This is a genomic window from Vibrio sp. vnigr-6D03 (genome assembly GCF_002835515.1).
Taxonomy (GTDB): domain Bacteria; phylum Pseudomonadota; class Gammaproteobacteria; order Enterobacterales; family Vibrionaceae; genus Vibrio; species Vibrio penaeicida.
Genome location: NZ_PIZL01000027.1, coordinates 14,375 through 27,004 on the forward strand (window position 1 = coordinate 14,375; position 12,630 = coordinate 27,004).

The following is a 12,630-nucleotide window of genomic DNA, read 5'->3' on the forward strand; positions in this document are numbered from 1 at the left end:
AGAAATGTTTCTTTTTTGTTATGTTCCGAGCTCAGAATAAAGGGGAATGACATTGTTAAGTTGGAAGAATCTGAGTTTTCGCCGCAGGCTATTGATAATTATGACATTGTCTGGCTTGATCGAGCTGCTGATTTTGACGGCAGCCGGATTTGCTTACATCAAACATTCCCAGCAAGAAGAAATGGGCTACAAAGCACTCGGAATCGCCCAGTTTTTGGCTCAGTCCCAATCGGTTGTCGATATGGTAACCACGGAAGAGGTAGGGCTGCTCCCACAAGAATTTAAAGAATTGACGGATTTGATCGGGGCAACTTTTATTGTGATAGGCAATAAAGAAGGCATTCGATTGATTCACCCCGTGAGCGAGCGCGTTGGGCAGCCAATGAAAGGGGGAGATAATGTTAGGGCGCTGGAGTTAGGGCAATCTTACGTTTCCTATGCGGAAGGCTCGCTGGGCAAATCGGTCCGCGGTAAAACCCCTATATTTGATCGCGATGGCAATATTATTGGTGTTGTTTCAGTGGGTTATTTATTGGATAGCCTGCAAGATAGAATTGAGCCATATCTTGCCTTTCTCATTGCGATGGCGCTGCTGGTGGTGATTGCCAACGCCATTTTGTCTAATTACGCATCAAGGCGTTTTCAGAAAGCAATTTTAGGCTTTGAGCCAGAAGAAATCGCTCGGTTGTATGTCGAGCTTGATGTCACGATGAGCACGATTAAAGAGGGGGTTATCAGCATAGACAACAAAGGGCTGATCCGATCAATCAATCGCAGTGCATGTGACATTCTTAAAATTAGGCGCGGCAGTGTGATGAACATGCCAATGAAAGAGGTTCTGCCAGACAGTGACTTAATTGGCATTCTTTCCACTAAAGAGCCTCAGCATGATATTGATCTTTATTTGAATGATCAGCGAATAGTCGCCAACCGCAATCCAATTATCGTAAAGGGAGAAGTGGTTGGAGCGGTGTCGAGCTTTCGCCGTCGTGATGAAATAACCGAACTGACAAAACAGCTTTCACAAACGCGCGAATACGCCGATATGCTTCGTTCTCAAACCCATGAACACCGGAACAAGCTCAATACGATAAGCGGCCTGGTACAACTGGGTGAATCGGAAGAAGTGCAGAAACTGATAGGGCAAGAGACCGCGCACTATCAAGCGCTGATCGGTTTTATACGAGAAACAGTGAAAGACCCATTAGTCGCCGGTTTATTGCTAGGAAAAACTGAACGTGCACGTGAGATTGGGTTAGTTTTGGAGATTGATAACGGTACACGACTAGAACCACTACCAACCAACGTGAATGCTGAAGACCTCGTGACAATTTTGGGTAATTTAATTGATAACGCATTCGACGCAATGATCGTAGAGCGCGGGAAAATGCCCAATAACCACATTTTTGTTTCGATCAGCGATTACGGTACTGAAATTATTTTAGAAGTAGAAGACAGCGGTTGCGGTTTGCCAAGTGACATTGATGTAGCCAAACTTGTAGACAAAGGTGTTTCAAGTAAGGCGAAAAACAATCGAGGTGTTGGGCTATACCTTGTTGACAATTTGGTGAAGCAATATGGCGGTCAGCTGGATATTGGAAACGGACCGACTCAAGGAGTAAGAGCAACGGTGTATATACCAAAGGAAAAGAAATAATGGTGGCAAGTACAAAAGTGATGATCATCGAGGACGATGAAGGTATCGCTGAGGTACATCACAGATATCTTAATCAGATTGGTGGGTTTGATGTAGTCGCGATCGCCACCTCCCAATCTGAAGCGGAAATGCAGTTGGATCTGCTTCAACCGGATCTTGTGATACTTGATGTCTACCTACCAGATGGAAATGGGCTTGAAATCCTCAGCCAAGTACGGCAACAAAAACAACACTGCGATGTGATTTTGGTAACCGCAGCGCGCGATGTTGATACGCTGCAAGAAGCCATGCGAGGTGGGGTGGTGGATTACTTATTGAAGCCTGTCATTTTTTCACGACTTGAAGCGGCGTTAAAAAAATATCAAGCGCAGAAACAAGAGCTGGAAACAGTATCAGACTTGGATCAGAAACTGGTCGATAAAATGTTGCAAGCATCAACGTCGCAAGAGCCTTCAACAAACCGATTACCCAAAGGTATTGACGGTGTAACACTGGATAAGATCCGCCAGCTTTTTGGGGGAGATGCACAATTCACCGCCGACGAAGCGGGCATTAAAATTGGTGCAAGCCGAACAACGGCGAGGCGTTACCTTGAGTATTTAATTAGTTCCGGTGAGATCGAAGCTGATGTCCATTATGGGTCTGTGGGGCGACCTGAACGCACTTATCGCAGAATCTTCCGTTAATCAATTTCTTATATACCCAAGTAACCTCAAGATGCTAGGTTCAGCGAGAGTTAACTGGCTTTCAGGCAAGGCATCGATTTGAAGATATAGTCGTTCTAAATTAAAAATCGGTAACGCAGTATGAAAGCCAGTTAAACTCGCCCTTGGGAGCCCATATTCTGCCTCACTTCATCGTCTAAGAACTTGGAAAGGACTCGTCATTCCGCTGCGTTCCTGATTTTGAAGTAGAAAGGCTTGAATTGAAACAGAATATGAGGCTCTGAATCCTGCACCTTGAGGTCACTTGGGTATAAGAGCTTTAAACGAAAATTAGCAGGTCCTAACAAATTGTCTAAACTTGAATAAGACAATGTGTTAGGGCTTTCTTATGAGAAAAATCTTTTTGCTGCTGATGACCATGCTATTTGCAAGTAATAGTATTGCTAAAGAACTTGTTTTTATTCATAGCTACCATTTTGAATATCCTTGGGTTGCGGAGTATCGAGAGGGCTTTAACAGCGAAATTGGGGAGATGAACATTCATAATTTCCAAATGGATACCAAACGTAAGCCTGTTAAGCAGTTTCCAGCGATAGCCGATGAAGCATGGGAGTTTATCCAACAGCACGATCCAGACATCGTGGTGGTTTCTGACGACAATGCCCTCAAATACCTAGGTCCTCGTTTAATAGAAAACAATATTCCCACTTTCTTTTTAGGCATCAATGCCAACCCTCGGAATTATGTTCCAATTACTCCAAGTATTTCTGGCGTGTTAGAGCGACCCCTGATGAAGCGCTCCGTATATATGATCAGTAAAGTGTTACCCGACGTCGCTAAAATTCGTGTATTAATGGATGGGGCTGCTACGTCTCATGCCATTCTCGAAACGTCTTTCAATAATAAACTTTCTCAAAGCATCAATGGTATTAACGTCCATACTAGTTTGATTCAGAATTACGAAAGTTGGGAAAGTAATATTTTAGAAACCAAACAACAAGGTTACGATGCCATTATCATTGCCAATTATGCTGCTCTTAAAGATAAATCTGGCAAACACTACTCATTGGATGAAGTAAGTTCTTGGACAAGTGAAAATTCTCCCATTCCCGTGTTTGCTTTTTGGTCATATTCCGTCGGTAAAGGAAAGGCAATAGGGGGGCTAAGTATCAGTGCTCTTGAACAAGGAATAGAAGTAGCAAAACTCATTAATCAGTTTGTTGCTTCGGGAGAAATGCCAACGATAACGACACCGAAAAAAGGGGCATTTATATTCAGTAAGAAAGAGTTGAAACGTTGGGAATTAAGTGTGCCTAGCGATATTGAAAAAAAGGCTGAAATGCGTGATTGATGAGCGTGTATTAAATAAACCTAGCCTTTAAAATTTGATTATACCCAAGTAACCTCAAGATGCTAGGTTCAGCGAGAGTTAACTGGCTTCCAGGCAAGGCATCGATTTGAAGATCTAGTGGTTCTAAATCAAGAATCGATAACGCAGTCTGAAAGCCAGTTAAACTCGCCCTTGGGAGCCCATATTCTGCCTCACTTCATCGTCTAAGAACTTGAAAATGACTCGTCATTCCACTGCGTTCTTTTCCTTGAATTGAAGCAGAATATGAGGCTCTGAATCCTGCACCTTGAGGTCACTTGGGTATATTATTTGAATCAGGAAGCCTCGTTATTATCACGAGGCTTTTTCGTTTTATTCGCCTCGTACTACGTATATCACTTTCAGTCTCACTGTATTTAGAAGCAATATCACATACGTTCTAAATGACATAAACGTTTATTTCTAAAGGTAAAAGTAGCTATGTGTCAATCAACAAAAATTTCTAATTACTGAATCTGATAATACAATTCCAATATTTTATAAAATACAGAGTGTTTTGCTTGTTTAGTGTTCTTTCTTGAGGTTACAAAGGAGTTAATGATGACCCTATAAATAACGCTGTATGGGTTGTCAGTTTCCAACCCTACAAGGAAAAATAATGAAAAATATAAACGTGAAATATCTAGGTGCCTGCTTGGCCATCATGAGTGGATTTGCATCCGCAGCAAACACCAGTTTATCTCTTGGTGACGTTAATTCGAGCGACGCAGCACTTCTGAATTTACTAAGCAGTGAATACACAGTAGTTGAAGGTCTTTCAGCCGTCGATTTTAATGCAGATAACGTCTTGCTTATGATCAATGGTAACCATGTCGACTCTAGCCAAGCGGTATCTAGCCCTCTGATAAAAATGGCAAAAGAGAAAAATCTCCCCATTGTTATACAAAACAACGTTGAAGAATTGTCTTTAGAGTTAACCGGAATCGGATCGGAAGGTGATGTCGTTGTACTTTTCCCTATCGATGGCAATTTTGCAAAGCGCATGACACTTAGAAACGAAGAATCTTCTAACAGTTTAAGCTTTGCAAATACGTCTAATAACATCATTCAAGAACAGCTAAGCGCGTTTTTTAAAGACCAATCAAGCAGAGGAGATAAATAATGACAAAGACAATCAATCTTCGCTCTTTAATCACTGTTTCAATGCTTGGGATGGTCGGAGCATCTACGTTTACTTCTGCGCCAGTACACGCTGAGTTTTTTACGCCGTCTAATTTGTGTTCAGTGCTGAAAACACGTTGGCAGGTAGAAGACGGTACTTGTTTGAATAGCGAAGAAATTATCTACTCTGTGAATGGCCGCCGTACCATCAATACCAAAGTCGAAGTGGTCGCGTATCGCGATGCTTCTGGTCACAAGTATTTAGCCACCCAGTGGGCAGGGCAAGGTTTAACCCGAAACAACAATCAAAAACCTTACCACGAACAAACGGGCGGTATTCAATCCAAAGCTTATCGCTTGCTTGATAAACTAAATTTTGAAATCTGCTTGGTTCCAGAAGCTGGGCGAGCGTGTGAATTGAGCTACAACCCAGATAACGCTTTCTTCCTAAGACGTTCAGGACCTGAAGCCGTGTCGGCAGCAACCAGTGTCTCAGTTCCTATTGGGCCATCGTTCTCTGTTTCAGGCTCTGCCGGTGCCCCTAGTATTTCTATTACGCCGCCACAGCAATCTGTTTCCTACGGGCATTCTGGTATCACTCGTAGTGGTGGTAATGCCGGTAATAAATGGCAGCTGTACACACTATGGAAGAAAAATTGGTACAACTGGTTTTACGCGGGTGCTGATTGGCGTATTTATCGCACCGATGAGCCATTCCCACCAGCATGGGGGGGAGATACGGCGATACCGGGATATGTTTTCTGGGAAATCGACAAAAACTTCAACAAGCCCGTTACCGTTCGTTTCCACTCTAATGCTCTCGATTACGATATGGGCATGGAAGCTTTTTGGTGGACAAGATCAGAGTTTCCTTCTTTAGGCAGTGAAGTTCGTCATAGCGATTTTACTCGTTACTTGAAGGTCGATTTCGGAAAAATTAAATAACCTAACTAAACTCGTTCAAAAATAAAAAGGCTTCTGGTTTTCCAGAAGCCTTTGGGTTTGTGTTTATGTCGAATGACTTTCGATCGCTAAATCTAATCTTAGTGAGTCGGGTTTGCTGCATTGCGTTGCTTTAAGTACCCAAAAAGCTTAGCAATAATAGGGCTTAGAAGGACAGCGACTGCCAGCGCACCGAATACTCCCGTTATAGGTCTTTCCCATAAAAAACTCAGTTCACCGTCGCTGATCATTAAGGCTCGGCGAAGATTTTCTTCCATCAGCCCGCCCAGAATGAATCCGAGTAGTAATGGGGCGAGGGGGAAGTTAGCCAACCTAAGCGCAATAGCTGCCATGGCGACAAGCAACATAATGAACACATCCATCGTATTGAACGATACCAAGTAAACCCCAGTGATTGAGAAGAACAAAATCATTGGAAGAAGTACGGTGCGAGGCACCATAAGTAGCTTCGAGATGTATGGGATCAGCGGTAGATTTAAGATAACCAATACAATGTTACCAAAGTACATGGAGATGATAACCGACCAGAATACGTCTGGATGATCCACAAACAGGCGTGGACCTGGCTGAATACCGTAAGCAATCAGGGCACCAAGCATGATGGCGGTGGTTCCTGAGCCTGGAATACCCAAAGTAAGAAGGGGAACAAACGAGCCGCTAGATGCTGCATTATTCGCCGATTCAGGTGCAACCAAACCTCGGATGCTGCCTTTACCAAATTCTTCGCGTTTCTCTTTTGGTGCTAAGTTACGTTCCATACCATAACTTAGGAATGCTGCGATTGTTGCGCCCGCACCCGGAAGTACGCCAGTAAAGAAACCCAGAACAGAAGAACGCAGAGAAACAGGAGCGACCTCTTTCACTTCTTCTTTTGTTACCTTCATGCTACCCAAGTTATTGAGCTTGTTGCTTTCATCGCCTCGGGTATCTTGTTGGGGTTTCAAAATCCCCATTAAGGTTTCACCTAAGGCGAACGTCGCCATAGCAAGCAGTAGGAAGCTAAAGCCGTCCATGAGATCCGTCAAACCAAATGTAAAGCGTTCTACACCAACACCTTTGTCGATACCAACTGTAGATAGCATTAAGCCCAGAATCGTCATCATCCAAGCTTTCAAAACTTGGCCTTTACCTGCAAAGGCAGCTACCGCAGACAAACCAAGAAGCATTAGAGCGAAATAGTCTGAAGACTGAAAGCTCAAAGACACGCTTGCTAGAGCAGGAGCGGCAACCAAAAGCATGATTGCTGAAAGCGTACCACCAGTAAACGATGAGTAAGCGGCGAGTGCCAGAGCCTTTCCAGCCTGACCTTTTTGTGCCATTGGGTAGCCATCAAATGCGGTAACAACCGTTGAAGAGCAGCCCGGAGCATTGATTAAAATAGAGGATGTGGATCCACCAAAAACGGCACCATAATAAACACCGGCCATAAGAATAAGACCAGAAGCTGGGTCTAAACCATAGCTGATGGGGATCATCAATGCGATTGCAGAAATGGGACCTAATCCCGGCAACATGCCAATAAAGGTTCCTACAAAACAACCGACGATCACCATCATGATGTTCATCGGCATTACGGCGGTAGAAAGACCCGCTAATATTCCATCTAACATGTCAATCTCCTACCAGATAGAGAACAAAACACCGGGTTCTAGATAGATATCTAAACCCTGAGTCAGTAGTAAATAGAAAGCGATAACAAACGGGAAAGAAGCGCCAAATAAGATAGATTTCTTACGCTCTCCAAGCATGTAGAACCCGATCATTAAGAACAACCCCGTTGCTAATACAAAGCCAACGTAAGTGAGCCCAACGCCGTACATTGCCATTAATATCAAAAAGCCGATGAGCAATTTCCAGTCGAAACCCAGCAGCGAACCGTTTTCTTCATCAGGGCGAGCAGTTACAAGCAACATCAAAGAAAGAATAACGCCGACGACGGTAAGTAATGTTGGGAGTGTTCGAGCAGTAAAGGGTTCGTATTCATCCCCTGGGAATAGAGGGATTTGCGTGGTTTGATAGCCGTAACATAAGCAGACGACGAGAAATATCATCGCGCCCACGCGGTCACGACAAAATAAGTTGGTGGGCTTAACAGACATATCTTCATTCCTTTGTTCTAAATGGAAGGAAAAAAGCCGTGCACGCTCAGTTAATCAATTTAGTTGTGAAGATGCCGTTTAAGGCAGCCTCACTGAGGGAATAACTAAATAAACAAAGGAGTTTGGCGTTTTACAGCGTACACAGCAAAGGGGCAGACCAATTCTAGTGAGTCGAGCAGATCAAACACACAGAATTGGTCAAACTTTTACTTAAGGAAACCAAGCTCACGCATTAGTGCACCCATTGTTTCTTCTTGTTCCTCAAGGAACTTGTAGAAATCTTGGTCTGGCTTGTAGTTGTCAATCCAACCGTTGCGGTTTCTAACCGTTGCCCACTCTTTAGTGGTGTACATCTTAGATAACGCATTGTTGTATTCATCAATTTTTGCCTGTGGGGTATTAGGTGCAGCGAAGAAGCCACGCCAGTTAGCGAATACGGTGTTATTTCCTGTTTCAACGAGTGTCGGAATTTCAGGAGCAGCTGGAAGGCGTTTAGGTGCGGTCACTGCCAGTATTTTTACTTGACCACTTCTAGACATCTCTAACACTTCACCAAGACCAGTAGAAAGAAGCGGCGTTTCACCAGAAAGTAAAGCAGCCATTGCTTTACCTCCTGCATCGTAAGCGATGTAGCGCACGGCTTTGGCGTCGAAACCTTCACCTTTAAATGCCGCTGCTACTACAAGGTGATCCATGCTGCCACGAGCCGATCCACCTGCAATTTTTACTTTACGTGGGTTTTCTTTGAAATCCTCTACGACTTCTTGCCATGTGTTGTACTTAGAATCGACGGATGTAACGATTGCGCCGTAATCAGCAATGGTCGCTGCAACTGGTGTTAAGTCACGGAAAGATTGAGGGAATATACCCGTTAGGGAACGGACAACGATGGGCGTTGAATTCACCATGAGTGTGTCTTCTTGGCGCTTTGCTGTTTCGATGAGGTGTGCGATTGCTTTACCACCACCGCCACCAGAAAGGTTTTGGAATGAAACTTTGTCGACAATGTCAGATTTAACTAATGCATCACCAGTACCACGAGCGGTCATATCCCAACCGCCACCAGCGCCGCCGGGGATTAAAAAGTGAATCTTTTCCATGTCAGCGGCAAATGCGCTGAAAGAAAAGCTAGCAGCAATTACCGCAGCCGCTAATGTGGGTTTCAGTACCTTAATCATGTCACGTTCCTTATGTCGTTGAGCTTATTCATAGATGAGCCCATTTGTTATGTTTATGTTGCTATTTGGTGCTAGTTGTTAACTTAGTGTGCTGAGGTGTGAAAGCCCAGATAGAGGACTTAAAAAGAATAAAAAACAAAAAGTGAATTAAGTTCATATTGTTCATGGCGAAATGAAGTTAGCTTGATCGCATCGTCGGAGTAACGAGAAGGGTAAGGCGTAACTGTATGTATAAAATGAACAAAATTAGTTTATGGGGAGATGCAATTGTTTAATCTTTTTTATCTTGTTTCGTGGCTTTCAGCTGTTACAGGGTTGTGGTTAGTTGGTTTGAATGCTCGCCCATACTTTTTGCAAATTGCTCCATTTGTATTTGCTCTCATATTGGTATCACTTGTTGCAAAATATAGGAAAAAGCGGCTACTTATTGTTCTATTCGGTGCTGCGATGCTTGGATTGATCGTTGGTTTCCTACAAGTAAATGGATATATCTCCATAGGACACACCGGTGTCATGGAAATACCAACAGATAGAACCTAGTCATTTCTGTACCTGTTAGCCGTGTTCACACGTCGAAAGTGTGGTTGTTCTTCCGCTTCTTCATACGAATCTCTCTGCTCATTTCTCAAAAAATACGCAAATTGAATGAATTTACTCATTCGACATTAGTCTAAATTGTCGACAATTTTATTGATCTATTAGATTTTAGTGGCTAAATTATGATCAAATCTTGAATATTGTTGACAATGTAGAGCGAGTCGATGTCTGTAGTTACACCTGAGAAAGAAGCGACAAAATCAGAAAACCTCACCAGTAGCTTGGTAGAAGCGATTGTGGAAGGGCACATCATTCCTGGAAGCAAAATCTCTGAGCCAGAGTTAGCAAAACGATTTAATGTAAGCCGAGGTCCGTTAAGAGAAGCGATAATGCGCCTTGAAGGACTTGGGCTGATTGAACGGATCCCGCATGTTGGTGCCCGAGTTATCGAAATATCGTTAACTCACCTATCTGAACTGTATGCCGTTCGTGAAGCTTTAGAAGGTATGGCAGCAAGGTTAGCGGCGAGATACATCACCGATGAAGAAATAGAAGGTTTGAGTCAGTTATTGTCGACACATTCCGATCATATTGAACAGGTAGAGGGCTCTTCTTACTTCCACCAACACGGTGATTTCGACTTCCATTACCGAATTATTAAAGCCAGCCGAAACAGCAAGCTTGTCACCTTATTATGCGATGAGTTGTACCACCTACTTCGAATGTATCGATATCAGTCTCCACGCTCGCATTCTCGCCCCGAGCAAGCGCTGGAAGAACATAAATTCATACTCAAAGCCATTCAAAATCGAGACGAAGAGTTAGCGGAAATGTTGATGAGAAGACACATCTCGTGCAGCCGCCAGCTTATCGAACTACAAATTCAACAGGAGAGTGACGCATGACGGCAAGTAAGGTCTCACCAGGGAAGAAGTTTCGCTTAGCGGTAGAAAATCATCACCCACTACAAATTGTCGGCACCATCAATGCGTATTGCGCCATGATGGCAAAAAATACCGGTCATCAGGCGATTTATTTGTCTGGCGGTGGCATTGCCAATGCTTCTTATGGTTTACCCGATCTGGGTATCACTACACTCAATGATGTTCTGGTGGATGTGGAGCGAGTCACTAACGCTTGCGATTTGCCTTTGTTGGTGGATATCGATACCGGTTTTGGCGGGGCATTTAATATAGCTCGTACCGTTAAATCGATAGAGAAAGCCGGCGCAGCAGCGGTGCATATGGAAGACCAAGTCGCTCAAAAACGATGTGGTCACCGACCAAATAAAGCCATCGTATCCACGCAAGAAATGACCGACCGAATTAAAGCGGCTGTGGATGCAAAAAGCGACGGTGATTTTGTATTGATGGCGAGAACGGACGCGTTGGCAGTAGAAGGAATGGACAGTGCAATTGATCGTTGTATTGCTTATGTGGAATCGGGTGCTGACATGCTGTTCCCGGAAGCTTTTGTCGAACTGAATCAATACCAAATGCTGTCTGATGCACTAACGCAGCATTTTGGCTACAAGGTGCCAATACTGGCCAATATAACCGAATTTGGACAAACACCACTCTATAAGGGGGAAGACCTTGCAGAGCATTCTGTGGATATGGTGCTTTACCCTCTCAGCGCCTTTCGCGCCATGAATAAAGCGGCAGAAATGGTTTATTCCCATCTATTAAATGAAGGCAATCAAGAAGCATTGATTGGCCAAATGCAAACCCGAAAAGAGTTATATCAACACCTAAATTACCACGACTATGAGGACAAACTCGACGAGTTGTTCGCCGACAAAACATAGTCGTACACAATCCAATAACGTGAAGCTGCTGGCGCACTGTTCAACTCATAAAAATAACGAACAGGCAAAAGCATAATGACAAGGAGTCTGTCATGACAGATAAACCACTTGGTGGTGCAGGGCTGCGTGGGCAAAGCGCAGGTTCAACAGCACTATGTACCGTAGGAAAAAGCGGTACGGGGCTGACCTATCGTGGGTACGACATTACGGATTTAGCGAATCATGCTGAGTTTGAAGAAGTCGCTTATTTGCTGCTGCGGGGAAAACTGCCAAACCAACGAGAGTTAGATGAATATAAGTTAACCTTAAAGCGTTTAAGAGGGTTGCCGGAACCGTTAAAAGAAGCTCTGGAATTGCTACCTTCAACGGCGCACCCAATGGACGTAATGAGAACAGGTTGTTCAGTTCTTGGGAACTTAGAAACAGAAGAGTCCTTTGAGGGTCAACTTGCTGCTACAGAACGAATGTTGGCTTTGTTTCCTGCGATTATTTGCTATTGGTATCGCTTCTCGCACGATGGCGTTCGGATTGATACGGATGATGAGGGTGAAGACAGCATTGGTGGCTACTTCCTAAAAATGTTATCGGACGAACCCGTTTCTGAACTCCATAAAAAGGTGATGCACTGTTCTCTGATCTTATACGCGGAGCATGAATTTAATGCCTCTACATTCACCGCTCGCGTATGTGCCTCCACACTTTCTGATATTCATTCCTGCGTGACTGGCGCAATTGGAACATTGCGTGGCCCATTGCATGGCGGTGCAAATGAAGCGGCGATGGCGATGATTGAGAATTGGACATCAGTAGAAGAAGCGGAACGCGAGACGCTAGGCATGTTAGAGCGTAAAGAAAAGATCATGGGTTTTGGTCATGCTATCTATCGTGAAAGTGACCCTCGAAATGCACTGATAAAAGCATGGTCAAAAACGCTATCTGATTCGGTTGGCGATACCCACCTTTATGCCGTAAGCGAGCGAGTCGAATCGGTCATGAAGCGTGAGAAAGATTTGTTTTGTAACGCGGATTTCTTCCACGCTTCGGCGTACCACTTTATGAACATTCCCACCAAATTATTTACGCCTATTTTTGTGATGAGTCGCTTAACTGGCTGGTGTGCTCATATTTTTGAGCAAAGAGAAAACAATCGAATCATCCGACCCAGTGCCGATTACACAGGTCCAGAACACCAAGACTGGCTGCCAATCGACAAACGTCTATAGAATTTAAGGA

General features: G+C 43.9%; 12 protein-coding genes. 9 read left to right on the forward strand and 3 right to left on the reverse strand.

The genetic code is table 11. The features are described 5' to 3' along the window. Positions 1 to 100 precede the first annotated feature (100 nt). From CW749_RS21675 to CW749_RS21695, 5 genes are all read left to right on the forward strand, one after another. Positions 101 to 1,657 carry a sensor histidine kinase gene (locus CW749_RS21675; RefSeq protein ID WP_180958469.1) on the forward strand — a complete coding sequence of 519 codons (1,557 nt, stop codon included), beginning with the start codon at positions 101 to 103 and terminating at the stop codon, positions 1,655 to 1,657. Continuing rightward, positions 1,657 to 2,343 carry a response regulator gene (locus CW749_RS21680; RefSeq protein WP_101114485.1) on the forward strand — a complete coding sequence of 229 codons (687 nt, stop codon included), beginning with the start codon at positions 1,657 to 1,659 and terminating at the stop codon, positions 2,341 to 2,343. The genes CW749_RS21675 and CW749_RS21680 overlap by 1 nt, the downstream gene beginning before the upstream one ends. A gap of 367 nt (positions 2,344 to 2,710) precedes the next feature. Beyond that, positions 2,711 to 3,673: an ABC transporter substrate binding protein gene (locus CW749_RS21685; protein WP_101114486.1), complete on the forward strand. Its 963-nt coding sequence runs from the start codon at positions 2,711 to 2,713 to the stop codon at positions 3,671 to 3,673. A 637-nt stretch (positions 3,674 to 4,310) separates the two neighbouring features. Continuing rightward, complete coding sequence (locus tag CW749_RS21690; RefSeq protein WP_101114487.1) at positions 4,311 to 4,814, forward strand: hypothetical protein; 504 nt, start codon at positions 4,311 to 4,313, stop codon at positions 4,812 to 4,814. Continuing rightward, on the forward strand, positions 4,814 to 5,758 hold the full coding sequence (locus CW749_RS21695; RefSeq protein ID WP_101114488.1) for a hypothetical protein: 945 nt from the start codon (positions 4,814 to 4,816) through the stop codon (positions 5,756 to 5,758). The genes CW749_RS21690 and CW749_RS21695 overlap by 1 nt, the downstream gene beginning before the upstream one ends. A 98-nt stretch (positions 5,759 to 5,856) precedes the next feature. Here CW749_RS21695 and CW749_RS21700 read toward each other — a convergent pair whose 3' ends face one another. The 3 genes from CW749_RS21700 to CW749_RS21710 all read right to left on the reverse strand — a co-directional run bounded on the left by CW749_RS21700 (position 5,857) and on the right by CW749_RS21710 (position 9,053). Beyond that, complete coding sequence (locus CW749_RS21700; RefSeq protein ID WP_101114489.1) at positions 5,857 to 7,386, reverse strand: tripartite tricarboxylate transporter permease; 1,530 nt, start codon at positions 7,384 to 7,386, stop codon at positions 5,857 to 5,859. 9 nt (positions 7,387 to 7,395) lie between these two features. Further along, a complete protein-coding gene (locus CW749_RS21705; protein ID WP_101114490.1) occupies positions 7,396 to 7,875 on the reverse strand; it encodes a tripartite tricarboxylate transporter TctB family protein in 480 nt (159 codons plus the stop codon). Positions 7,876 to 8,081: 206 nt separating this feature from the next. Beyond that, positions 8,082 to 9,053: a tripartite tricarboxylate transporter substrate binding protein gene (locus tag CW749_RS21710; RefSeq protein ID WP_101114491.1), complete on the reverse strand. Its 972-nt coding sequence runs from the start codon at positions 9,051 to 9,053 to the stop codon at positions 8,082 to 8,084. A gap of 267 nt (positions 9,054 to 9,320) precedes the next feature. On the opposite strand from CW749_RS21710, the gene CW749_RS21715 reads away from it, so the two are divergent. The 4 genes from CW749_RS21715 (at position 9,321) to prpC (ending at position 12,620) form a co-directional block, all read left to right on the forward strand. Beyond that, on the forward strand, positions 9,321 to 9,593 hold the full coding sequence (locus CW749_RS21715; RefSeq protein ID WP_145997870.1) for a hypothetical protein: 273 nt from the start codon (positions 9,321 to 9,323) through the stop codon (positions 9,591 to 9,593). A gap of 221 nt (positions 9,594 to 9,814) precedes the next feature. Beyond that, positions 9,815 to 10,495 (forward strand): GntR family transcriptional regulator, encoded by a 681-nt coding sequence (locus tag CW749_RS21720; protein ID WP_101114493.1) that lies wholly within the window; start codon positions 9,815 to 9,817, stop codon positions 10,493 to 10,495. Continuing rightward, the gene (gene prpB, locus CW749_RS21725; protein ID WP_101114494.1) at positions 10,492 to 11,397 is read left to right on the forward strand and encodes a methylisocitrate lyase; all 906 of its coding nucleotides are present in this window, start codon (positions 10,492 to 10,494) and stop codon (positions 11,395 to 11,397) included. The genes CW749_RS21720 and prpB overlap by 4 nt, the downstream gene beginning before the upstream one ends. 92 nt (positions 11,398 to 11,489) lie before the next feature. Next, positions 11,490 to 12,620, forward strand: coding sequence for a 2-methylcitrate synthase (gene prpC / locus CW749_RS21730; protein WP_101114495.1), 1,131 nt, complete (start codon positions 11,490 to 11,492; stop codon positions 12,618 to 12,620). Positions 12,621 to 12,630: the final 10 nt, after the last annotated feature.